Here is a 22,281-nt window from a genome sequence, read left to right as displayed (position 1 = left end):
TGGCATGGTGGAAAGGTACCTCACTTCCCCAGCGAGATGCTGGTTTCAAGGTGTCCACCATCTGGGGGTCAGGTCCCCTCAACCACAAAAGAAACAAACACAACAACAAAAAATAAACCCCACCAACCCAACACCACCACACCAATACGCCCAAATCAGCCCATGGGATGATGAGAGACTGCGAATAAGCGGGTTACTATATAGAGAGGTAATTTCCCATTTACAAGGAGAACACGCTTTATGACTGATGCCGCGGCACGCGCCGTTGACTTGTTTAAGCAATACGGAAGCGATGACACGGCTGTTATCGCCCTTGATCACGTTTCTATTGAGTTTGGACAGAACCAATTCACGGCCATTATGGGCCCCTCGGGTTCGGGCAAATCTACGTTGATGCACACGATGGCAGGATTAGACTCTGCTACTTCTGGGTCGGCGTTTATCGGAGATACCGATATGTCCCACCTCAATGACAAAGACATTACGGCGCTGCGTCGTGATCGCCTGGGATTTATTTTCCAGTCTTTCAACTTGGTCCCTACCTTGACGGCGGCGGAAAACATTACGCTGCCGACTGACATTGCGGGTAAGGACGTCGACAAGCAATGGTTCGAGGAAGTCACGCGTCGCCTGGGGCTGGCGGAGCGGTTGGAGCACCGTCCGGCGGAATTGTCTGGTGGTCAGCAGCAGCGTGTGGCCTGTGCTCGCGCCTTAGTGTCGCGGCCGGAGATTATTTTTGGAGATGAGCCTACGGGTAACTTGGACTCCAATTCCTCGGCTGAGGTGCTGGATATTCTGCGGACTGCAGTGGACCAGGATGACCAGACTGTGGTTATTGTGACGCATGATGCTAAAGCGGCGTCTTATGCCGATCGCGTTGTTTTCCTTGCTGATGGCAAGCTCGTTAATGAACTGCAGGATCCAACGATGGAGGCCATTCACAATGTAATGGCAGAGATTGAGGGTTAAATGGCACGCGGAAACGCAATGCGCAGGGTATCCGTGCGCAATATTTTGGCGCATAAGTTGCGCCTTGGGCTGACAATTTTGGCGGTGGTTTTAGGCACCGCCTTTATTGCTGGCTCTTTCATGTTCACTAACTCATTAAAGGCCACTTTTGATTCCGCGGTGGATAACCAATTCCGCGGTGTAGACGCAGTGGTCAGTGAGAATGATGATAGTGACCAGAAGCTGGATGAAGTGCTGCGCCAACAGCTGCTTGATGATCCCGAGGTTAAAAACATCAACGTCGCTGACTCGCAGACGGTAGTTGTTGCCGATGAAAACTCGGAGGCCTTCCAAACTCAGAGCGGTACTGCGAGCCTCGTGCCGTATTATCCTGCGGATAAAACCGTCGGCGGCGCTAGTGAGCTCATTGAAGGCGATGAGCCGCAAGCCTTAGATGAGGTAACGATCAATTCCTCTGCTGCGGAGAAATACGATATTTCCGTTGGACAGAAGCTTGTGGTGGTTCATCCGGATAGCCAGGACGAGGTTATGGTCGCGGGTATCGTGGAACCGCCGGTGGAGCAGGGCGATAGCATCGAGCTGCGCATGGACGAGGCGAATTACCTAGAACGCTTTGGTGATCCCTCCCAGCTGAAGGTCTCTGCTGCTGATGGCGTGGATGCGAATGCGCTTGTCGATGACCTCAATAACAAGTTCGACATCAAAGTCGAATCCGGTGAGCGCCTGGCAGAGCAAACCAGTGAAGCAATGACTGAGGCATTGAAGTTTGTGAACTACTTCCTCGTTGCCTTTGGTCTGATTGCCTTGTTGGTGGGCACCTTTATTATTGCCAATACGTTCTCCATGATTGTGGCCCAGCGCATCAAGGAGTTTGCTCTGCTGCGCGCTTTGGGCGCTTCGCGTCGCCAGATCACCAATTCCGTTGTGGTGGAATCCGTTATCGTTGGTGTGCTGGGCTCCATCGTCGGCGTTCTTGCCGGCGTGGGATTGGTCGCCGTTATCAAGGCGGTTATGGGCGCCAATGGGATGGACATCGGCGGTGGCTTGGGCTTGAGCGTGTCGGCCGTGGTGGTCCCCATTATTTTGGGCACGATTGTCACCGTGGTCTCCGCGTGGGCTCCGGCGCGGCGCGCGGGTGCTGTGGAACCGGTTGAGGCGATGCGCACGACGGAGTCGGCCTCCGGCTCTTCGTTAAAGGTGCGCACGATCTTCGGTGCCATCATCATGATTGGCGGCATTATCGCGGCGTTTGCAGGCGTGCTTAGCGATGCCGAAACGAACGTCCGCGCCATTCTCGTTGGCCTCGGCGCCGTCGGAGTGATTATTGGTTTCTTCCTGGCTGGTCCCGCACTCTCTTTGCCGTTGGTGCCAACGCTGGGCAGGGCTATCGGTGCGCCATTCGGGTCCATCGGCAAGCTGGCTGCTACCAACTCGCGGCGTAACCCGCGCCGCACCGCCGCCACGGCCTTTGCCCTGACCTTGGGCGTGGCATTGGTCACGAGCATCGGCATGCTGGGACAGACAATGAAGGCTTCCATCTCGGATACGGTGGACCAAACTATTACGTCGGACTATATTTTGTCCGGACCAAGCTCCGGAAACTTCCCGACGCCGAAGGAAACCGGTGCGCGTGCCGCAGAGGCAGACGGTGTGGATAAGGTCATTACCGTCGGCTCGGCGCCGGTTGCCGTGGACGGTCAGGCCTCCTTGGACTTTGGTAGCGGCGGGTTGTTCACCGTGACGGTGGATGCTGACCCTACCTCGATGCTGGCGATGAACATGGTGGAAGGCGATGCCAATATTGAAGGTGGCTTTGCCGCCACGGAAGACTTCGCCAAAGAAAATGGCTGGAAGGTAGGAGAGACCTACGAGGTCACCGGGAGCGAGCCGGGCAAGACTGCGGAAGCGAAACTGGTCGGTACCTTTGAACCCATTGAGACCATTCAAAATATGGTGGTTTCGCAGGACGTGGCAGAACAGGTCGCCGCTGACGGTGAATTCTCCGTGCAGATGGTGGGCGTCTTAGGTCAAGAAGGCTATGACAAGGAAGAGCTGCGCAATAACCTCGAGGATGCCGTCAAGGATCTCGTGGTGGTGCAGGTCAATACCGGTAAGGAATACGCGGGTCAGGCCGCTGGCTTCATCGACCAGATGCTGGCCATTCTCTACGGTCTTCTCGCACTAGCCGTGATCATCGCGGTACTGGGTATTGTCAATACCTTGACCTTGGGTGTTATCGAACGCCGCCAGGAGATTGGCATGTTGCGTGCGGTGGGTACGCAGCGCCGCCAAATCCGCAGGATGATCACACTGGAGTCGGTCCAGATTTCGCTCTTTGGTGCGATCATGGGAATTCTCATTGGCCTCGGCTTGGGCTGGTCCTTCATTGAGATCTTGAATGATCAGGGCCTTGGCGGCGCCGAGGTTCCGTGGGGCATGTTGGTAACCATGCTGCTGGGATCCGCAGTTGTGGGCATCATTGCAGCGGTATGGCCATCGCAACGCGCGGCAAAGACGCCGCCGCTGGAGGCGATTGCGGATTAATGTCTGGATATCCAGGCCTTGACCGCATCCGTGGTCTTGAGGTCTGGAAGGTAGGCGTGCATCGTCGCTAGACCGATATTAGGAAGTTTCAGCTCGTCGTCGTAGCACAGGAACCATGGGTGCTCTTCGGGCTGGAACTTCTTTTTGCTTGCCGCCAGGCTGTGGAATCCGTAGAAGGGCTCGACCTCATTGCCTAGGCGCTGCAAGAGATTGTCGAGCCAGGAGGGCGACGGTGCTTGCCCGGCCAGAGGGGCGCCGGATAAGGAGATCCAGGCACAACCCTCGGCGTTTGCGATGAGCAAGGCTTCTGAGATGAGCAGTTCCATAACTCCCTTGAAGCCGTGCTCGTTGCGGCGCATGACGTCGAGGGTATAGCCCGCGATGGAGCCGTTTTCGAAGACGGGCATCCAGCTGGTGACGCCGTGGAGGGTGCCGTCCTGGGCTTCGGCAAGCAGCAGGCGAGTGCCGGGGACTTTCATTTCTTCTAGCCCGCCGAGGGTAAATCCCATTTCGGGCAGCGCCTTTTCTGCTACCCATTCCTCGCTGAGCGCGGTGATCTTGGCGATGGTGGTCAGGTCGAGTTCAGCCCAACTGGTCCAGCGGGTGCGAATTCCTTCCTTGGTTGCTTTATTGCGGGCGGTGCGCACGTTCTGGAATTTCTTTCCCTTGAACTCTGTGCGGCAGGGCAAGACGGCCTCTTCGGCAACGTGGACGCGCTTGAGCTCCGGGTGGGCGGCGGCGAAGTCCGCGTTGACGGAATACCAGGCCACGGCCCAGCCTTGGTGGGCGGCGAAGGCTGCGAATTCGGCGCTGATATCGCGGCCCACGGGCGTGCCTAGGGTGAGGGCGACACCGTTGGAGACGCGGTAAGCCACAAAGGAATCGCCGTGGAAAAAGTAGCGATTGGATTTCCACAGCGTCATAAAGGAAAGGTGGTCGCCGGTGCCGGATTCAAGCAGGCGGCGCGCGGTGCGGAGATCCGCCTCATTCGTTGGATCGGTGGGCCGGGAGAAACCGCGATAGAGGCGGAAGGCCACGAAGAACCAAAAGGCGTTTCCTATCCACTCGTAAAGGAACCAGGCGAGGGAGGACGTGGGGATTACGTGGTGGGGAAGTATCAGGGCCACCACGGTGGGCAGGAAGCGCAACGGGGTTTCAGCGAGCACGTTCGGCAGTGGGGCGTGCAGCTGCGCGATGAGAATCCAGAGCACCGAACCGCATGCGGCGATGCCAGCGCTTAACAGAGCGGTGCGCAGGAGATAGGCGCGGTTTTCGTGGGTGGGAAACAGCCGCCGGTTAATGAGCAGGATTGCGAGCACGCTAAGCCAAGGCAGCGTGACAGGGATGAGCTCGGGGAGGAAAGAAAGCCTATAGGCAAGCAGGGCAAGGGCCGCTACCTGCGATAAGACCGCGAGCCTCCAGGCGGTGATGCGCCCGCGCACGAGGCCGAAGCAAAAGACGAGCTGCAAGATGAGCGGTAACAGGTTGGCTATCACGGGCCCGATCCCGCGGCTATCTTGCCAGAGCAGGCGCGTGACATCGGAAAATGGGCCTTGCGCCAACGGATCCAGAGCGATGAAGGCGGGGCCTATCGCAACGCAGGCGACGCAGACGGCGATGAGCACGCGCTGTTCGCGCACGGTCGGCGTACCGGGCGCGGGTTTGGCGAGCAGCTGGCCGGCGGCGATGGATAGGGCGGCGGTGGTGATACCGAGGACATCGGAAAGCGCGCCCGCGTACAGCACGTACGTGGCGGTCAGGGAAAGAATGGAGATTCGGAGGCGGCGGCGCCACAGGCGAGGCATGAACGCGGAGGCGAACCCGGCCGCGCCTACGATGAATCCAATCGGGCTGAGGAAGTCGGTGCTATTGGGCCAGTGCTTGGCGATGCCCAGCGTTATCGGCACTCCAATCGCCGTCGCCGCCAGCCCGGTGGTGAGGGTATAGGTGGAACCGAGGAGCCACTCGGCCGGGGCGAGCCAGGTGGCGATGAGCAAGGTAATGATGATGGAAGCACCCGGGTGAGCGGTGGTGAGCGCAAGCCACGGTTTGAGGGGAAAATCGACGAGGTGTAGCGACCACATGATGGCCAGCAGAGCGATGGAAACGGGAAGCTTTTTAAGAATGGACATTGTTAATCCCATCGAACGGATCTGTTTCTACCTTGATGCCGCCGCGGGCAGCGGCCCAAGCAAAGGATTCGCGTAGCGCGGGGCGCCAGACCTGGAAGGAGTGCCCACCCGGCCGCGTGCCGTAATAGGTTTTCATTCCGGCTGCCCGAGCTTTATCTGATAGCGAGCGCAGGGCGTTGACGGATGCGGCATCGTCATCACCGGCGATGAAGATGGCCTGAAGGTTGTCGTAGCGGTTGCGCTCCAAGAGGTAGGCGGGGTCTTGGTTGTTATAGGCGGATTCATCGCCGTGGAAAAACTTATTAACGGTGGCGGAATGGCTGCCAATGGTCGGCTCGGCCTCGCCGGAGATATCAATAACGGAGCCGTAGGCATTCGGATGGGTGGTAGCTATTTGCAGCGCGCAGGTGCCGCCGTAACTTAGCCCGCCGATGGTCCAGGTGTGCTGATCGTTGTTGACTTGGAACTTTGACTTTATATCTTTGGAAACATCGCGGGTGAGGTAGGTCATGACTTGGGCGACATCGCTATCGGCGCAGATGGGGTTCGCGGTCTCGGAACCGGTGGCATCGACGGCGATGACGATGGGGCTGCGCCCGCCATTGGCCGCTTGGAATTGATCGGCGGTTTCGTCCGCTTCGCCCGAACCAAACCATTGATCCGGTCCGCCGGGGTTGCCGTGGAGAAGGACCAGAACTGGGAGGTTGTGATTCGTCCAGTATGCGGGCGGGATATACGCGGTGGCGGTGCGCGCGGAGAAGTGGGACGTTGCGCCGGGCAGATCGACGTGGACGAGGGCGGCGCCGGAATGGGTGGTGGTGAACTCGTCATAGTCCATTTCCTTCGCCACAGGGCGCGGGTCGAGGGAGCCGACGTCTGGATAGGTTTGATATTCCATATTGACTAGCCCGACGGTGGCCAAGAGGGAAAAGATTCCCACCACGACCGTGATCACCTTGGGCCTGCGGAGGAGTGCGGCCAGGGGAACCACCGCGGCTAGATAGATGTGCCAGGGTACTTCCCAGCGCCGGAGGAAGAACCACGCAATGGCGCAGAGGACTAGGGCGAAAAGTATCGGCCAGATTTTCTTTTGGGTGATAACAACGATCGCCGCTACCGCGAGGATGAGGAGGAATATGACGCCGTTGACGGGCTCGGCCAATGGCAGGTTCATAAAGAAGTTCACACAGAGAAATCGTAGGCCTGCGCTGGTCCAATCTAGCTAGGAGCGAGCTGGGAATTGCGTACCTAGATCCCGTGATAGATAAGTCCAGCCCACATCACCCCGCGCCAGGCTAAAACCACTCCGATCCCGATGGTCCAAAAGAGGTATTTGCATAGGGGCCACCATTGCCGCTGTTTGACCATTTCCCCTAGCTCTTTCGCCATGGTGGACCAGGTGGAAAGTCCACCGGCGAGGCCGAGGGCGAAGAGGGGATGGGTGAAGGGGGCATCGGCAAGCTGCGAAAAGCCCACCGCCAAGCCAAAAACCAAGGAGCCCAGGATATTGGATACGAAGGTGCAATACGGCGAGGGCAGCAGGCGGGTAAAACCGTAGCGCGCCGCGCCGCCGAGAAAACCGCCGATAAGGACGAAGAGCAGGTTCATCGCAGCTTATCCCCAGCGAGGTAGGCGGCGGTGCAGCCCACGAGCGTGGCCGCGACATAGGCCAGGGCGATGCTCCAGTGGGAATCTGCGGTGAAGAAAGCAAAGCCAGCAAAGCTGGTAAAACCGCCCAAGAATCCGGTGCCCCAGAAAGGCCCTGGGCGGGTATATCCCATCAGCGCGCTGCCGACGATGTTGAGGATAAGCAGCGGGATCAGCCCGCCGCCGAGCGCGATGGTTAAGAGATAGCGGGCACCGGCGCCGAGCGCGGCACCGGACCCGGCGATGAGGAAGTGCGGCATGGGGCCCATCATAGTGGGCGAAGTCTCAGGAAAAGCACAGGGCATTGTATCTGAAAAAAGGAGGTTAAACGCTAAACTAATCGGCGTGGATAAGACGTTTGATGTGGTGAGCTTCATTGCTCGCTTTGGCATGGCCGCGGTGTGGATCATCGCCGGCGTAGAGAAGATGGCGCACCCGCTGGATACCATGCAATCCATCAAGGCCTATGAGATTTTCACGCCCGAATGGTCTGGGTATTTGGCCCAGCTCATTGGCCCGCTAGAGCTGGTGGGCGGAATGCTCCTTCTGCTGGGGATTTTCCTCCGCGAGTCCTCCAAAGTTGCGGCCGTGGTCATGGTGCTTTTCATGGTCGGCATTCTCCAGGCATGGCTGCGTGGGCTGGACATCGATTGCGGGTGCTTTGGTGCTGGTGATGCTGCTGCGGAGCCCGGCATGAACTACGGGCTGACGCTGCTTCGCGATGCCGCCTTCCTCGCCCTTACCGCATGGACCATCAAACGCCCGTTCACGAAATTTGCGCTCCACCCGTAGTGGTGGGCACAGTAGGTTGCAAGAGTCCGAAAGTATCTACAGGCAAGGTTTAAATGAGCAAAGTAAGTGACCCAAATGCCAAGTCTGGCAATGGTTTCATCTGGGGCGTCGGCGTCCTCCTCGTTATTATCGCCGTGGTCATTGGCTACATCGTGTGGAATGGCAAGCAAGCCAATGAAATCGAGGTGCAAGACGTTAATATGTCCATGGACTATAAGGACAACGCGATTACCCTGAAGTCCGATGCGGCCAATGACGATACTCCAGAAGTAGACCTCTACGAAGACTTCTCCTGCCCCCACTGCGCGGAGTTGGCGGAAAGCACCGATGAGGAGATGAAGCAGGCGATTGAGGATGGCAAGCTGGTCGTCCACGTGCGCACACTGAATTTCTTGGACAAGGTGCGTGATGAAAACAATGATGGCTACTCCACTAAGGCTGCGGCAGCCTTGTCGGAACTAGCTAAGTCCGGCGATGTGAAGACCTACTGGAATTTGCGCGACTACATGATGCAAAACCAGCAGAGCGTTGCCAGCCAGTGGGAAATCGAAGACATCGCTGACCAAGCGAAGGAGCTCGGCGCCGAGGATGCCGTGGTTGATTCCATCAAGAACGTGGATATCGAGCAAGGTAATAAGGTTGGCAAGGCAAACTCAGACAAGCTGAAAAAGGAAACCGACTCCGTTTCCTCGCCGCGCGTTGTCCAAAACGGCAAGGATATTCCGGATAAGGATTCTGGTCAGTCTTTGAATGACTGGGTAGACGTCGCCACCAAGTAGCAGGCGATTTGGTGAGTTAAATACTCGCCATGTATATTCATACGAGTTGCGGCCCACAGGGGTTGCACCTCGTATATGGGGCTATGGCGCAGCTGGTAGCGCACCACACTGGCAGTGTGGGGGTCACGGGTTCGAATCCCGTTAGCTCCACAATATAGTGTCCCGAGGCATCGTGTAAGAACGGTGTCTCGGGATTTTTCATGTGAAAATGTGTCTGGTTACAGTGCGTTGGGGTGTCGCCTGTTAACTAAGACTCATGTAATGTAACCCGTGCAAACCGCCGGAACCTTTTGAAAATGGGAAATTATATGAATTTTACTGTGAAAGCTGCGGCTGCTGGCGTAATCTCTGCAGCCGCACTTGCACTTTCTGCTCCCGCCGCCACTGCGGCGATTCCTGGGAACCCAATGTCCGCTCCGACGTGTGCTAACCAGCAGGTTGTTTTTGTTCCTGGCGGAGCGAATACTATTCCGTCAGCACCTTCGGATGTTCCGCACGGTCTAATTACCGGACAGATGGGCGTTAAGCTCGGACTCCAGCCGGATACGAATGCCACCTTTGTGGGCTACCAGGCCTTCCCATTTGCCGTGTCGAAATATTCTGACTCTTCTAACGAAGGATATAACCGCACTGCAGCTAAGATTCAGCAAATCCAGAATGACTGCCCAAATAGCAAGGTTTCCTTGGTCGGCTATTCCGAGGGAGCAGATATTTCCGCACGCATCATTAACGATGCGGCGCACGGGCGCGGACCACTTGATAAAGAAAGGTTTGCATCTGCAGCCCACTATGCCAACCCGTACCAGGGTGGCAATGGTGCTGCGCAATATCACGATGACATGTCCAATGCGACCGGCGCTCTAGGCCACCTCGACGGTGGGTACGGCGAACTGGGGTCTGACGTGTTCGAGGTTTGCAACCCGCAGGATATTATTTGTAACTACCCAGAGGATTACCTGGGATTGGTATCCCCGTCCATGGAGGTGGACGCAGCACACGGCAAGCTGCCTTTGCAGCAGATCGTAGGTGAGGCCTCTCACCATGGCGCAATGGATAATATAAACCTGCTACGCGGACAACTTGCCCATATGCAGTACGGTGGGGCGGAATTTCAGGCAGGTATCGATTGGATCAATAACCACTAACCAGAAAAACTCATAAAAATATCCCGCATAGTTTAAAATTATGCGGGATAATTTCTTTCTACTTACTGCAGAGCGTGGCCGATAAACTGGCCATAAGTTGCGGTGCCGTGGGCATTAAGGTGCAGTGGTAGGTTGCCGGGAGCTGGTGGTACTGGGTCAACGAGGTTAACCCACCAGCGGTCTGGCGAGCACATGTCATGTCCTTCAGACATGGGCTGTGCATCTAAGAAGGTTGCGCCGTTTTGCTCGGACACTTCGCGCAGGGTGTTTTGGAGGCGCTGTTCTGTGTCAGAGACGGCTGCGATGGGTAGGGGAATGATCGAAGAGGTCAGGCAAGTGGAGTTGCCGCGGGTCACGTGCGGGTAACCTACGACAGTCACCTTGGCATTCGGTGCGTGCTGGTGGGCTACATCGAGTGCGCTGCGGAGACCACCGCGAATCGCGCGGTCGGAGGCTGCGATATCCGTTTTGTGGGGGTAGGTGTCATTAGCGCCGGCAACGATAACGACATTTTTGGTCTCGTGGTTAAGGTTGCCGTCTTCTGCTGCCTTGCGGAGAGAGTTATCGACGTGAACGCCTCCAGTGGCTAAAGAAGCACCTGCGCATTGGTACTGGTCAACGTGTGCACCGGAAACATTGCTCATCTCAGTGGCAATGGCATTATCGGTAACGCAGCCCACTCCGGTATTGGCCGTTTTATGCGCCTTGTTCAGCGCATGGTCAGCGACGGTTGGGTTGGCTACAATACTGTCACCAACGAGAACGGTGTTTCCTGGGACTGCAGCTGTGGCAACGGTGCTCGTGCCCGCAAGTGCTGTAATGAAAGTGGCAGCCGCGGCGAGCTTATTAATGCGCTTCACTTTTACTCCGAGTTTACTTTCTGGGAATAGGGGAGGTGAGGCCTAGTTCCTTAGGCCATTCGTAATAATACCTGCCATTCCTGTGTGTCCAACATCAGTTGGGTGCATTGGCATCACGGAAGGGGCCGTCGGGGTCTGAGCAATGACTGCCCACCGGTGGTTGGTGTCCGGCTGGCAAGGATCGTGCGTTTTTGCTTGGTTGTGAAGATCGATGAAGTTCACGCCAAGGGAGTCTGCGGCACGTCCGATTTCGCGGTTGAACTCTTCTTCTGCGCGAGTAACACCTGGGATGGACAGTGGCAGCTGCATCCGGTCGTCATTGACCACACAGAGGGTGTCATTAACCGTCATTGGAACGTAGTTGACCATCGTGATGCGTGCATTCGGGGCCACGGATCGAATTTTACTGAATTGCGCGTTCAGCAATCCGCGGTAGCTCGAGCCCTTAGGGATATTTGGGGCGGCGGCGTTAGCCAGTGCATCGACATAGGTGCCAGGCTGCAGGCCGCCATACATGAAGGTGACTTCCTTCGTATCGGGGCCAATATTCCCAGAGCGGACTGCGTGTTCGACGAAGGCAGCTACCCAATAGCTGGTTCCGTTGCACGTGTAGTCCGCAAGGCTGTGACCGAGATTCCGGGCAGTTTGGTGTGCCCAGTTGTGCTTGTCGTTACTGCACGTGTTCGGTAGGGGAGTAGAGGCGGAGAAAGGGCTGACCGCTGCGCGATCCCCAGGGGCGCCGCCGTTAGCGGAGAAAGAGTCGCCGAAAGTGACCATTTCCTTGCCGTGGGGTTCTGCTGCGTTGGCAGACTGGGCCATCGTCAAGGCAGCACCAAGCGCGAGGAGACCACCGACGAACTTTCTCTTAATGCCGTTAATTCCGACCATAGTTATCCTTTTCAATTCGAGAGAGAGAATTTACCATTCGGTAAATTATTTATGTACAGCATCTTAATTCGCAGTGGGCCAATTAACTAACTGAAAAACTTTGTCAATTAAAGTGCGAGGCATGTAATTCTAAGTTTTCCGGCCCAACCTGGTGTGCTACCGAAGTAGTTATGCTGGTCAATATGCAGACCTTTGCTAAGCAAGTACGCGATAAAGACCAAGCTGGTGCTGAGGCTGCCGGCCTCCGGTGGTTGGGTGAAGCCACGGATGCGGTAGCCACAGTAATTAGCGCCGACGACAAGGAAATCGTTACAGAACGCATCAACGAGGTAGCGCCCACTGCAGAGGCAGCGCGAAAATTTGGTGCGGAGCTTGCGCGCGTGCACCGTGCTGGGGCGCCGGCTTTTGGCAGCGCGCCGGAGGGGTGGGAAGGAAGAAACTTCATCGGCACCATTGAACAGGAGTGCACGCCCACCGATAACTGGGGTGAATTCTATGCCCAGCAGCGCGTGCTGCCGTTTGCGGAGCCGGCCGGAATCAGTACTGCGCAAAGGGACTTGGTTAAGCGGGCTTGCGATGCGATTGCCGCCCGCAGCTGGGATGTGGCGCCTGCGCGCATCCACGGTGACCTGTGGGCAGGCAACCTGCTTTTCGATGCCCAGGGTGGCATCATGATCGATCCCGCAGCTCACGGCGGGCATCCGCACACTGATTTGGGCATGTTGGCGCTATTCGGCGCGCCCTATATAGAGGAAATCTTCCGCGGCTATGGGGCGCCGAAAGATATTGAAACCTGGATTCCCATGCATCAACTGCACCCACTAGCTGTGCACGCGCTGACCCACGGCTCGGCCTATAACCGGCCGCTGGAGCGCGCGGCACTCGCCACGCTAGAGGCGCTGGCTTAGGCGGTTGGCTCTTGCGGCATCTGGCGCTTGTGGATGCCGCGGTGCCACAGGGTCTCGATGCGCTCGCGGGCGGCATCGGGAACCGCCTTGCCCTCTAAGTAGTCATCGATGTGGGCGTAGGTGACGCCGAGCGCCTCTTCATCGGGAAGCTGCGGCTTATCGTCTTCTAAATCCGCGGTGGGGACCTTGGACCACGTGGACTCTGGCGCACCTAAGTGCTTGAGCAATGCCGCGCCTTGGCGCTTATTTAGCCCGGCCAGGGGGAGTAGGTCTGCCGCGCCATCGCCCCACTTGGTGTAGAACGCGGTGACGTTTTCCGCTGCGTGATCCGTGCCCACAACCAGCGCGCCCACCTCGCCGGCGATGGCATATTGCGCGGTCATGCGCAGGCGCGCCTTGGCATTGCCGCGATTGAAATCGTTCAAGGAATCCTGGTTCACCGCGCGCGCCACTTCTTGGCTCAGCGCCGCGGTGGCCGGTTGAATATCAACGGTGAGCCGGTGGTCCGGGCGAATGAAATCAAGGGCGATCTGGGCATCGTCCTCATCCGCCTGCGCGCCGTGGGGCAGGCGCACGGCCCAAAATTCGGCGCCTTCTACCCGCTCTACCGCAAGCTGGGTGAGTTTTCCCGCCAAGGTGGAATCCTGACCGCCGGAAATGCCCAGCACGTAGCCTTTGGCATGGGTCATTTCCAAGTATTCCACGAGGAAATCCACGCGGCGGGAAATTTCCTCTTCTGGATCGATAAAGGGGCGTACATCCAGCTGTTTTATGATGGATTGTTGCAAGTTTTCGGCATCGGGTGACATGACGTTCATCGTAGTCTCCTGACACAATTGCGTGCTGTGAATAAAGAAAGTTATGTCAAGGTAGTTGCAGCAATTGCCGCCCTTGGCGGTTTATTATTTGGTTATGACACCGGCGTGATGTCCGGTGCCTTGCTGTATATCACCCCGGAATTTAATATGACCGCCCACCAAGAGGGGTGGGTGACCTCCATGCTGCTGGTAGGTGCCGCGGTAGGTGCTTTGACCGCAGGCCGCATCGCAGACCGGTTTGGCCGCCGCTTTACGCTGATCGCCGGCGGCATCATCTTTGTTTTGGGCTCTATCTGGTGCGCGCTGGCGGGGTCGGTGACCATGCTGGCCACGGCCCGTACCTTCCTAGGCTTTGCCGTCGGTGCGGTATCCATTGTTTCGCCCATGTATATCTCAGAGATGGTGCCGGCCAAGATCCGCGGGCGTATGGTCTCCCTGAATACCCTGTTGATCGTGGTAGGCCAGTTGTTGGCTTACTTGGTCAACTCGGCCCTCGCGCCCACGGAAAGTTGGGAATGGATGCTGGGGCTTGCGGCCGTACCGGGTGCGGCCCTCGCCGTGGGCATGCTCTTCTTGCCAGAGACCCCAGTCTGGCTAGCCACACACAATAAGATGTCGCGAGCCCGCGAGGTTGCAGGCCGCGCCGGGATGGATCTGGCAGAGCTTACCTCCCAGGAAACGGCGCGCCGCTCCAGCGGCTCCGAGTGGAAGGCGCTGAAGGCCAATCGCTGGATGCAAATGACGGTATTGCTCGCCATGCTGATGGGCCTGACCCAGCAGATCACCGGCGTTAATGCCATCGTCTACTTCGCACCCACCATGATGAGCCAGGTGGGAATTTCCACCACCAACTCGGTCTATACCTCGATTGTCATTGGCGTGGTCTCCGTCATCGCCTGCTGGGTGGGACTCAAGGTAGTCGACCGCATCGGCCGCAAGCGCCTGCTGCTCATCGGCCTGACCGGCAACGTGATTTCGCTATTCATCTTGTCCGTGGCATACTCGCACGCCGCCGATTCCACCACGATGGCGATGGTCTCGCTGGTATTTATGGCCTCGTTCATTGCCTTCCAGCAAGCGGCGGTCTCGCCGACGACCTGGTTGCTCATCTCGGAGCTCGTGCCCCTGCAGGTACGCGGCTTGGGCATGGGCATCGCCGGGCTCTCGCTGTGGGCCACCAACTGGGTTGTGGCCCAGTACTTCTTGCCGCTGGTGGAGTGGCTCACTGGCCCAGTGGCCTTTGGAGTATTCGGCGTGCTGGGGCTTATCGCCATCGGCTACACCCGCATTTTGGTACCAGAGACCATGGGACGTAGCCTGGATGAGGTAGGCGAGGAGATGAAATCCCGCTACTCGCGGGAATCCGCACCCCGCTAGGCCCTAGTGTTTTGGTCTTGATGGCCGGGTGAGGTAAAATTATTCCTCGTGTCATGGCTGGGGATTCCCAGTCCGTGCTTTATTTACTCAACCGCATGTAGATTGCGCATAACGAAAGGAGCGCCCGATGAAGGTCCGTAAGTCCCTTCGGTCGCTGAAGAAGAAGCCGGGCGCCCAGGTTATTCGCCGCCACGGTAAGGTCTTCGTGATCAACAAGAAGGATCCCCGTTTCAAGGCTCGTCAGGGCTAATTGAAACTTAAGGAAGTCCGCCTCCTCCGATGATTCGGAGCGAGGCGGATTTTCTGGTTTTACAGTTCTGTGGCGAAAATGTGAACTTTGCCACATGTTTAGGTGAACAGAAGGTAAACCCGCAGGAATAGCAGGCGTGTAGTTTCACGGTTGGGTGCCGCGGTGGTCAACATGTGGGGTCTGACCCCAGGCCCTCCTGGGAATATCATGGATGTAACTACTATATGTTGTGTCAGTTGCGGTCAATTCCCCCAAAGTATAGTGTCGTTGGTGTCGCTCAGAGCGGTGCAGGAAGTGGCCTGAAAAGGGGTCAGAACCTCCGCTTTTTAAGAGCAAAAGCTATCTCGCAAAAGGATTTTAGGGAGTTATTATGTCTATCACCGTCTACACCAAGCCTGCCTGCGTTCAGTGCAACGCCACCAAGAAGACCCTTGACCGCGCGGGCCTGGATTACAACGTGGTAGATGTCACCGTGGACGATGAGGCCCGTGACTACATTATGGCTTTGGGCTACGTCCAGGCACCCGTCGTGGAAGCAAACGGCGAGCACTGGTCGGGCTTCCGCCCTGACCGCATCAAGAACCTCGCAGCGCTTGCCGCCTCTGCGTAAGCAGCCGAGGAGGGAGGTGCCGTCATGTTGGTCGTGTATTTTTCCTCTACTACGGAAAATACGCACCGGTTCGTGCAGAAGCTAGGTTTTCCTAGCGCACGAATCCCCCTGCGCCGCACTGATGAGCCGCTAGTGGTCAATGAGCCTTACGTCTTGGTGTGTCCCACCTACGGCGGGGGAGCCTCCATAAGTCACCAAAACTCCCGGCCCGTACCGGTGCAGGTAATTAGATTCTTAAATAATGAGCACAACCGCAGTTTTATCAGAGCGGTAATCGCCGGCGGAAATAGCAACTTCGGCGCCGATTTTGGCAAAGCTGGTGACGTTATCAGCGCCAAATGTAAGGTGCCTTATGTGTATCGTTTCGAATTGCTCGGCAACGATGAAGATATAAAAATTTGTCGCGAAGGCCTGCTGGCTAATGCTTCCCAGTTGGGACTGGATGAGGCAGCCTAGCCGCGGTGCGACACACTTAATAGAATCCTGATTTTAAGAAAGGCCGCGTCAGCTGTGAGTACGCAATTGGGAAAGACCGTAGCAGAGCCAGTATCGCAGGAAGAGCAGCTGGATTACCACGCGCTCAATGCCATGCTGAATCTCTACGACGGAGACGGCAAGATTCAATTTGATAAGGACCGCGAGGCCGCCAATCAGTTCTTCTTGCAGCACGTTAACCAGAACACGGTCTACTTCCACGACTTGGAAGAAAAGATCGATTACCTGGTGCGCAATAAGTACTATGACCCAGCGGTCATTGAGGCTTATGACTTCGAGTTCATCAAGTCCCTATTCAAGCGCGCCTACTCTTATAAGTTCCGCTTCAAGTCCTTCCTTGGCGCCTATAAGTACTACACCAGCTATACGCTGAAGACCTTCGACGGCCGCCGGTACTTGGAGCGCTTTGAGGACCGCGTCTCCATGACGGCGCTTTTCCTTGGTGATGGCGATGGTGAGCTGGCTGAGCGCCTCGTCGATGAGATCATGACCGGCCGCTTCCAGCCGGCTACGCCGACCTTCCTGAACGCCGGCAAGCAGCAGCGCGGCGAATTGGTTTCCTGCTTCCTGCTCCGCATCGAAGACAACATGGAATCCATCGGCCGCTCCATCAACTCTGCGCTGCAGCTGTCCAAGCGCGGCGGCGGCGTGGCCCTGCTGCTGTCTAATATCCGCGAATCCGGCGCGCCGATTAAGCACATCGAGAACCAGTCTTCCGGCGTTATTCCGGTGATGAAGATGCTGGAGGATGCATTCTCCTACGCCAATCAGCTGGGTGCACGCCAGGGTGCGGGCGCGGTGTACCTCAACGCCCATCACCCGGACATCATGAACTTCCTCGACACCAAGCGCGAGAACGCGGATGAAAAGATTCGCATTAAGACCCTGTCCTTGGGCGTGGTGATCCCTGATATCACCTTCGAGCTGGCCAAGAACAACGACGATATGTACCTGTTCTCGCCGTACGACGTCGAGCGCGTCTACGGCAAGGCCTTCGGCGATATCTCCATTACCGAGCACTACGAAGAAATGGTCGAGGACCCGCGCATCCGGAAGAAGAAGATCAACGCGCGCCACTTCTTTCAAACCGTGGCAGAGCTGCAGTTCGAGTCCGGCTATCCGTACATGATGTTTGAGGATACGGTGAACCGCGCCAACCCGGTTAAGACCTCCCGGATCAACATGTCCAACCTGTGCTCGGAGATCTTGCAGGTCAACTCCGCTTCCGAGCTCAATGCGGATCTTTCTTATGACCAGGTGGGTAACGATATTTCCTGCAACCTGGGTTCGCTGAATATCGCCATGACCATGGATTCGCCGGACTTCTCCCAAACGGTGGAAACCGCGATTCGCGGTCTAACCTCGGTGGCGGATAAGACCTCCATCGATTCCGTCCCGTCCGTGCGCAAGGGCAACGATGACTCGCACGCCATCGGCTTGGGCCAGATGAACCTGCACGGTTACTTGGGCCGTGAGCACATCGAGTACGGCTCCGAAGAGGGCTTGGACTTTACTAACGCCTACTTCGCGGCCATCATGTACGCCGCCCTGCGCGCTTCTAATAAGATCGCCCGCGAGCGCGGCACGACCTTCACCGAGTTCCCCGAATCCGATTACGCCAGCGGCGAGTTCTTTGATTCCTATGATCCGGCGGAGTTCCAGCCGCGCACCGAAAAGGTCAAGGCTCTTTTCGATGCCTCCTCTATCTACACCCCCACCGCAGAGGACTGGGCGGAGTTGAAGGAGGACGTCGCCAAGCACGGCCTCTACAACCGCAACCTGCAGGCGGTGCCGCCGACGGGCTCGATTTCCTATATCAACAATTCCACCTCGTCGATCCACCCGATTGCCTCCAAGATTGAAATCCGCAAGGAAGGCAAGATTGGCCGCGTGTACTACCCGGCATCGCATATGGATAACGACAACTTGGAGTACTTCAAGGACTCGTACGAGATTGGTTACGAGAAGATCGTTGATACCTACGCTGAGGCCACCAAGTACGTGGACCAGGGGCTATCGCTGACGCTGTTCTTCAAGGACACCGCCACCACCCGCGACGTGAATAAGGCACAGATTTACGCTTGGCGCAAGGGCATTAAGACCTTGTACTACATCCGCGTGCGCCAGATGGCCCTGGAAGGCACCGAGATCGAGGGCTGCGTTTCCTGCATGCTCTAAGTGCGGGCGCGGTCCAGGATAGCGCGGGAGGTGCGCTCGGCGGCTTCGGCCTCGCCGGCGTCGATCTCCCGCGCTAAATCCATATGTAGCTGCGTCGTGCCGCGAATCGGATCCCGCTTGCGGGAACCAAAGACGGATTTGCCCTTCAAGATGGCCAGCAAGGCTGGCGCCAACGCGGCGATCATCTCGTTGCCGGAGGCCTCCAGGATGAGGGTATGGAATTGCAGGTCGGTTTCGAGTTCTTCGCCTACCCGTGGGGAAGGGGTGGTCTCGAGCTCGCTGAGCCTTTCTGCTAGCCGCAGCAATTCGCGGCGCTGCTGCGGGCTAGCATTGCGCGCGGCAAGCTGCGCCGCCACCGGCTCGATGCCAAGGCGCAGCTCGTTGAGGCGCGCGACCTGTTCCGCGCGCGTTCTATCGTGGCCCAGCCGCCACGAAATGACGGCGGGATCATAGACCGCCCAGCTGCTGCGCGGCAGCACCTTAAGGCCCACCCGGCGCCCAGAAGAAACCATCCCTAAGTGCTCGAGGGTGCGCATGGCCTCGCGCGCCACGGTGCGGGAGATGCCAAAGCGCTTTTCGATGTCCCCAAGGCGAAACCGCGTGCCTTCCGCCATGTCCCCGCTGACGATATCCGTGCCCAGCTGGTCTACTACAGGGCCTAAAAGGGGAGTGGTTTCTGCCATGGCGCGGGCGTCCTTTCCTGGCTGTGTAATGCGCTTTTATTATAGACGCGGTGCGGCGGGATGAGGTAGGGCGGCATTGGGTATGCTGGGACTCGAAATTCTACACAGTGAAGCATTGGAGTGACATCGCGTGTCGCACGAATACGATGACTACGTTGCTAGTCATGACAGCCCGGTAAAAGCTATCAACTGGAATACCATCCCCGATGACAAAGACCTCGAGGTATGGGAGCGGTTGACCGGTAACTTCTGGCTCCCGGAAAAGGTCCCAGTCTCTAATGATCTCCCCAGCTGGAAGACGCTGACGGAAAAAGAAAAAGAAACCACCATGCGGGTCTTTACCGGCCTGACGCTGCTGGATACCATCCAGGGCACAGTCGGTGCGATCTCCTTGCTTCCGGATTCGCAGACCCTGCACGAGGAGGCGGTATATACCAATATCGCCTTCATGGAGTCGGTGCACGCCAAGTCCTATTCCAATATCTTTATGACCTTGGCTTCCACCCCGATGATCAATGATGCCTTCCGCTGGTCCGAGGAAAACGAGAACCTGCAGAAGAAGGCCAAGATCATCCTGGCCTACTACAACGGTGATGACCCGTTGAAGAAGAAGGTGGCCTCCACGCTGCTCGAGTCCTTCTTGTTCTACTCCGGCTTCTATCTGCCGATGTACTTCTCTTCCCGCGCGAAGCTGACCAATACTGCCGATATCATCCGGCTGATCATCCGCGACGAAGCCGTGCACGGCTACTACATTGGCTATAAGTTCCAGCAGGAATACAAGAAGCTGGATGAAAAGCGGCAAGAGGAATTGAAGGACTATACCTTCGATCTGGCCTTCGAGCTCTATGACAACGAGATCGACTACACCGAGGATCTCTACGACGAGCTGGGCTGGACCGAAGACGTCAAGCGCTTCTTGCGCTATAACGCCAACAAGGCCCTGAATAACCTGGGCTTTGAGGGCCTCTTCCCGGCCGATGAGACCCGCGTCTCGCCGGCTATCCTGTCCTCTCTTTCGCCCAACGCCGACGAGAATCACGACTTCTTCTCCGGCTCGGGTTCGTCCTATGTCATCGGCAAGGCCGAGGACACCACGGATGATGACTGGGACTTCTAGCCGTTCCTAGTCCCCGCGCACCTTCGCTTCACACTCAACCGAAAGGTTGATAACGAGCGGGGGTGCGTTTTCCGGTTTTTGACCTGCATATCTCGCAACCGCTGTGACATGCGACACCCATACCTAGCCCAAAGAATGTAAACCTTAAATGATGCCCGCCCCACGTGCTGGGGGTATGTGACGGTTGTGGTTATTGGGGGGGGATACCCCCAAGCTGAAAGACCTTTAAGAGAAGCTGGCAAGAACAGGGGAAAATGTCCTAATATAATCGAAGTAAACCTAGGTGTAGGTGGACCCGGTCCGCTGACACTTTGTTATTCAGGAGGATTCTATGACCGCTGTGGCGCCACGGGTCGACGATTACGTCGCTCCCACACGTCCAGAGCCGACCGGTAGGGAAAAGACCGGTTCAAAGGCTTGGGTATTTTTAACCACCACCGACCACAAGCAGCTGGGCATCATGTACTTGATCATGGCCTTCAGCTTCTTCTTCCTCGGTGGCTTTATGGCATTGCTGATCCGTGCGGAGCTTTTCACCCCGGGTCTGCAGTTCCTGTCCAATGAGCAGTTCAACCAGCTGTTCACCATGCACGGCACCGTGATGCTGCTGCTGTTTGCTACGCCAGTTGTCTGGGGCTTTGGTAACTACATCCTGCCCCTCCAGATTGGCGCGCCGGACGTGGCCTTCCCGCGTCTGAACGCCTTTGGTTTCTGGGTGACCCTGCTCGGCGGTATCGTCATGCTGCTTGGCTTTATCACCCCTGGTGGTGCGGCTGACTTCGGCTGGACCATGTACATGCCGCTTGCCGATGGCGTACACACCCCCGGCATCGGCGCCGATATGTGGATCGTCGGTGTGGGCGCTACCGGTGTCGGTACCATTGCCTCCGCCATCAACATGATCACCACCATCTTGACCCTGCGCGCACCGGGCATGACTATGTTCCGCATGCCGGTCTTCTGCTGGGGCGTCTTCACCGCCTCCGCCATCGTGCTGATGATCTTCCCGCTGCTGACCGCAGCCGCCTTGGGCGTGCTGTATGACCGCAAGCTGGGCGGCCACATCTACGATTCCGCTAACGGCGGTGCCATCCTGTGGCAGCACCTGTTCTGGTTCTTCGGCCACCCCGAGGTCTACGTCCTCGCGCTGCCGTTCTTCGGCGTTGTCTCCGAGATTGTCCCGGTCTTCTCCCGCAAGCCGGTCTTCGGCTACATCGGCCTGGTCTTCGCCATCCTGGCTATCGGCTCGCTGTCCATGGCCGTGTGGGCACACCACTTGTTCGTCACCGGCGCCATCCTGCTGCCGTTCTTCTCGTTCATGACGTTCCTGATTGCGGTGCCTACCGGTGTGAAGTTCTTCAACTGGGTCGGCACCATGTGGAAGGGCCACATCACCTGGGATACCCCGATGATTTGGGTCATGGGCTTCATGGCTACCTTCCTCTTCGGTGGTATGACCGGTGTTATGCTCGCTTCTCCGGCGCTGGACTTCCACTTGGCTGAGTCCTACTTCCTGATTGCGCACTTCCACTACACCCTGTTCGGTACGGTTGTGTTCTCCGCATTCGGTGGCCTGTACTTCTGGTTCCCGAAGATGACCGGCCGCATGCTGGACGAGCGCCTAGGCAAGATTCACTTCTGGCTGACCTTCATCGGCTTCCACGGCACCTTCCTGATTCAGCACTGGGTCGGCAACATGGGTATGCCACGTCGCTACGCCGACTACCTAGAGTCCGATGGCTTCACGGTCTTCAACCAGATTTCCACCATCTTCTCCTTCGTTCTCGGCGCCTCCGTTATCCCGCTGGTCTGGAACGTATTCAAGTCTTGGCGCTACGGTGAGGTCGTTACCGTGGACGACCCATGGGGCTACGGCAACTCCTTGGAGTGGGCAACCTCCTGCCCGCCTCCAAGCCACAACTTCGTCTCCCTGCCACGCATCCGCTCCGAGCGTCCGGCATTCGAGCTGCACTACCCGCACATGGTTGAGCGCATGCGCGAGGAAGCTCACGTAGGCAAGCACTAAGCCCGCACTTTAACTCCTGACTACAGCCGCCTTCCCCAGCTTCTCAGAGGTAGGGAGGGC

Annotated in this window: 21 protein-coding genes and 1 tRNA gene; 14 read left to right on the top strand and 8 right to left on the bottom strand. The window is 57.4% G+C overall.

From position 1 onward, the window contains the following. Window positions 1–240 precede the first annotated feature (240 nt). Together ABRP86_RS08000 and ABRP86_RS07995 are read left to right on the top strand one after the other, a co-directional pair. Complete coding sequence (locus ABRP86_RS08000) at window positions 241–969, top strand: ABC transporter ATP-binding protein (protein WP_239270132.1); 729 nt, start codon at window positions 241–243, stop codon at window positions 967–969. Beyond that, window positions 970–3,513, top strand: coding sequence for an ABC transporter permease (locus ABRP86_RS07995; RefSeq protein ID WP_349863611.1), 2,544 nt, complete (start codon window positions 970–972; stop codon window positions 3,511–3,513). On the opposite strand, the gene ABRP86_RS07990 is transcribed toward ABRP86_RS07995, so the two are convergent. From ABRP86_RS07990 to ABRP86_RS07975, 4 genes are all read right to left on the bottom strand, one after another. Beyond that, window positions 3,510–5,645, bottom strand: a complete 2,136-nt coding sequence (locus ABRP86_RS07990) for a bifunctional lysylphosphatidylglycerol flippase/synthetase MprF (protein WP_239270134.1) — start codon at window positions 5,643–5,645, stop codon at window positions 3,510–3,512. The genes ABRP86_RS07995 and ABRP86_RS07990 overlap by 4 nt on opposite strands. Continuing rightward, entirely contained in the window at window positions 5,632–6,831 is a 1,200-nt protein-coding gene (locus ABRP86_RS07985; protein WP_239270135.1) for an alpha/beta hydrolase, read from the bottom strand. Before ABRP86_RS07985 ends, ABRP86_RS07990 begins: the two co-directional genes overlap by 14 nt. A gap of 62 nt (window positions 6,832–6,893) precedes the next feature. Further along, window positions 6,894–7,253, bottom strand: coding sequence for a fluoride efflux transporter FluC (locus tag ABRP86_RS07980; protein ID WP_239270136.1), 360 nt, complete (start codon window positions 7,251–7,253; stop codon window positions 6,894–6,896). After that, window positions 7,250–7,552, bottom strand: coding sequence for a fluoride efflux transporter family protein (locus ABRP86_RS07975; protein WP_239270137.1), 303 nt, complete (start codon window positions 7,550–7,552; stop codon window positions 7,250–7,252). The genes ABRP86_RS07980 and ABRP86_RS07975 overlap by 4 nt, the downstream gene beginning before the upstream one ends. 85 nt (window positions 7,553–7,637) lie before the next feature. Between ABRP86_RS07975 and ABRP86_RS07970 the strand changes: the two genes are divergently transcribed. The 4 genes from ABRP86_RS07970 (at window position 7,638) to ABRP86_RS07955 (ending at window position 10,008) form a co-directional block, all read left to right on the top strand. After that, a complete protein-coding gene (locus tag ABRP86_RS07970) occupies window positions 7,638–8,084 on the top strand; it encodes a MauE/DoxX family redox-associated membrane protein (protein ID WP_239270138.1) in 447 nt (148 codons plus the stop codon). Window positions 8,085–8,137: 53 nt separating this feature from the next. Beyond that, window positions 8,138–8,863: a DsbA family protein gene (locus ABRP86_RS07965; protein WP_239270139.1), complete on the top strand. Its 726-nt coding sequence runs from the start codon at window positions 8,138–8,140 to the stop codon at window positions 8,861–8,863. A gap of 77 nt (window positions 8,864–8,940) precedes the next feature. After that, a tRNA-Ala gene (locus ABRP86_RS07960) sits at window positions 8,941–9,013 on the top strand. Window positions 9,014–9,378: 365 nt separating this feature from the next. After that, window positions 9,379–10,008 (top strand): cutinase family protein, encoded by a 630-nt coding sequence (locus ABRP86_RS07955; RefSeq protein ID WP_349863607.1) that lies wholly within the window; start codon window positions 9,379–9,381, stop codon window positions 10,006–10,008. Between the two features lie 62 nt (window positions 10,009–10,070). On the opposite strand, the gene ABRP86_RS07950 is transcribed toward ABRP86_RS07955, so the two are convergent. Together ABRP86_RS07950 and ABRP86_RS07945 are read right to left on the bottom strand one after the other, a co-directional pair. Then, window positions 10,071–10,868 carry a GDSL-type esterase/lipase family protein gene (locus ABRP86_RS07950; RefSeq protein WP_349863605.1) on the bottom strand — a complete coding sequence of 266 codons (798 nt, stop codon included), beginning with the start codon at window positions 10,866–10,868 and terminating at the stop codon, window positions 10,071–10,073. A gap of 42 nt (window positions 10,869–10,910) precedes the next feature. After that, on the bottom strand, window positions 10,911–11,756 hold the full coding sequence (locus ABRP86_RS07945) for a GDSL-type esterase/lipase family protein (RefSeq protein WP_239269916.1): 846 nt from the start codon (window positions 11,754–11,756) through the stop codon (window positions 10,911–10,913). Window positions 11,757–11,926: 170 nt separating this feature from the next. On the opposite strand from ABRP86_RS07945, the gene ABRP86_RS07940 reads away from it, so the two are divergent. Then, window positions 11,927–12,664 (top strand): fructosamine kinase family protein, encoded by a 738-nt coding sequence (locus tag ABRP86_RS07940; protein WP_239269915.1) that lies wholly within the window; start codon window positions 11,927–11,929, stop codon window positions 12,662–12,664. Here the strand turns inward: ABRP86_RS07940 and nadE are convergent. Next, a complete protein-coding gene (gene nadE / locus ABRP86_RS07935) occupies window positions 12,661–13,482 on the bottom strand; it encodes an NAD(+) synthase (RefSeq protein WP_349863601.1) in 822 nt (273 codons plus the stop codon). The genes ABRP86_RS07940 and nadE overlap by 4 nt on opposite strands. A gap of 27 nt (window positions 13,483–13,509) precedes the next feature. On the opposite strand from nadE, the gene ABRP86_RS07930 reads away from it, so the two are divergent. The 5 genes from ABRP86_RS07930 (at window position 13,510) to nrdE (ending at window position 18,392) form a co-directional block, all read left to right on the top strand. Beyond that, the gene (locus tag ABRP86_RS07930; RefSeq protein ID WP_349863599.1) at window positions 13,510–14,859 is read left to right on the top strand and encodes a sugar porter family MFS transporter; all 1,350 of its coding nucleotides are present in this window, start codon (window positions 13,510–13,512) and stop codon (window positions 14,857–14,859) included. A 127-nt stretch (window positions 14,860–14,986) separates the two neighbouring features. Continuing rightward, a complete protein-coding gene (ykgO, locus tag ABRP86_RS07925; RefSeq protein WP_003847162.1) occupies window positions 14,987–15,109 on the top strand; it encodes a type B 50S ribosomal protein L36 in 123 nt (40 codons plus the stop codon). 370 nt (window positions 15,110–15,479) lie between these two features. Continuing rightward, window positions 15,480–15,719, top strand: coding sequence for a glutaredoxin-like protein NrdH (nrdH, locus tag ABRP86_RS07920; protein ID WP_349863597.1), 240 nt, complete (start codon window positions 15,480–15,482; stop codon window positions 15,717–15,719). A gap of 24 nt (window positions 15,720–15,743) precedes the next feature. Beyond that, entirely contained in the window at window positions 15,744–16,175 is a 432-nt protein-coding gene (gene nrdI, locus ABRP86_RS07915) for a class Ib ribonucleoside-diphosphate reductase assembly flavoprotein NrdI (RefSeq protein ID WP_239269913.1), read from the top strand. Window positions 16,176–16,229: 54 nt separating this feature from the next. Then, on the top strand, window positions 16,230–18,392 hold the full coding sequence (nrdE, locus tag ABRP86_RS07910) for a class 1b ribonucleoside-diphosphate reductase subunit alpha (RefSeq protein WP_239269912.1): 2,163 nt from the start codon (window positions 16,230–16,232) through the stop codon (window positions 18,390–18,392). Here nrdE and ABRP86_RS07905 read toward each other — a convergent pair. Then, complete coding sequence (locus ABRP86_RS07905; protein ID WP_239269911.1) at window positions 18,389–19,075, bottom strand: FadR/GntR family transcriptional regulator; 687 nt, start codon at window positions 19,073–19,075, stop codon at window positions 18,389–18,391. The two genes, nrdE and ABRP86_RS07905, sit on opposite strands and share 4 nt — an antisense overlap. A 130-nt stretch (window positions 19,076–19,205) precedes the next feature. On the opposite strand from ABRP86_RS07905, the gene nrdF reads away from it, so the two are divergent. Then, complete coding sequence (gene nrdF / locus ABRP86_RS07900; RefSeq protein ID WP_239269910.1) at window positions 19,206–20,195, top strand: class 1b ribonucleoside-diphosphate reductase subunit beta; 990 nt, start codon at window positions 19,206–19,208, stop codon at window positions 20,193–20,195. Between the two features lie 331 nt (window positions 20,196–20,526). Beyond that, window positions 20,527–22,221, top strand: coding sequence for an aa3-type cytochrome oxidase subunit I (ctaD, locus tag ABRP86_RS07895; RefSeq protein WP_239269909.1), 1,695 nt, complete (start codon window positions 20,527–20,529; stop codon window positions 22,219–22,221). Window positions 22,222–22,281 lie beyond the last annotated feature (60 nt).

This window comes from Corynebacterium sp. KPL3927 (genome assembly GCF_040225835.1).
Lineage (GTDB): Bacteria > Actinomycetota > Actinomycetes > Mycobacteriales > Mycobacteriaceae > Corynebacterium.
Note: the sequence above shows the minus strand (reverse complement) of the source record. Positions and strands in the feature narration are given on the sequence as shown.

Bases quoted from the DNA above. Each gene is read 5' to 3' on its own strand.
- ABRP86_RS07980 (WP_239270136.1), bottom strand. From the start codon at position 7,253: ATGAACCTGCTCTTCGTCCTTATCGGCGGTTTTCTCGGCGGCGCGGCG.
- ABRP86_RS07945 (WP_239269916.1), bottom strand. From the start codon at position 11,756: ATGGTCGGAATTAACGGCATTAAGAGAAAGTTCGTCGGTGGTCTCCTC.
- ABRP86_RS07990 (WP_239270134.1), bottom strand. From the start codon at position 5,645: ATGTCCATTCTTAAAAAGCTTCCCGTTTCCATCGCTCTGCTGGCCATC.
- nadE (WP_349863601.1), bottom strand. From the start codon at position 13,482: ATGAACGTCATGTCACCCGATGCCGAAAACTTGCAACAATCCATCATA.
- ABRP86_RS07995 (WP_349863611.1), top strand. From the start codon at position 970: ATGGCACGCGGAAACGCAATGCGCAGGGTATCCGTGCGCAATATTTTG.
- ABRP86_RS07940 (WP_239269915.1), top strand. From the start codon at position 11,927: ATGCTGGTCAATATGCAGACCTTTGCTAAGCAAGTACGCGATAAAGAC.
- ykgO (WP_003847162.1), top strand. From the start codon at position 14,987: ATGAAGGTCCGTAAGTCCCTTCGGTCGCTGAAGAAGAAGCCGGGCGCC.
- ctaD (WP_239269909.1), top strand. From the start codon at position 20,527: ATGACCGCTGTGGCGCCACGGGTCGACGATTACGTCGCTCCCACACGT.
- ABRP86_RS07955 (WP_349863607.1), top strand. From the start codon at position 9,379: ATGGGCGTTAAGCTCGGACTCCAGCCGGATACGAATGCCACCTTTGTG.
- ABRP86_RS07905 (WP_239269911.1), bottom strand. From the start codon at position 19,075: ATGGCAGAAACCACTCCCCTTTTAGGCCCTGTAGTAGACCAGCTGGGC.
- ABRP86_RS07975 (WP_239270137.1), bottom strand. From the start codon at position 7,552: ATGCCGCACTTCCTCATCGCCGGGTCCGGTGCCGCGCTCGGCGCCGGT.
- ABRP86_RS07965 (WP_239270139.1), top strand. From the start codon at position 8,138: ATGAGCAAAGTAAGTGACCCAAATGCCAAGTCTGGCAATGGTTTCATC.
- nrdH (WP_349863597.1), top strand. From the start codon at position 15,480: ATGTCTATCACCGTCTACACCAAGCCTGCCTGCGTTCAGTGCAACGCC.
- nrdI (WP_239269913.1), top strand. From the start codon at position 15,744: ATGTTGGTCGTGTATTTTTCCTCTACTACGGAAAATACGCACCGGTTC.
- ABRP86_RS08000 (WP_239270132.1), top strand. From the start codon at position 241: ATGACTGATGCCGCGGCACGCGCCGTTGACTTGTTTAAGCAATACGGA.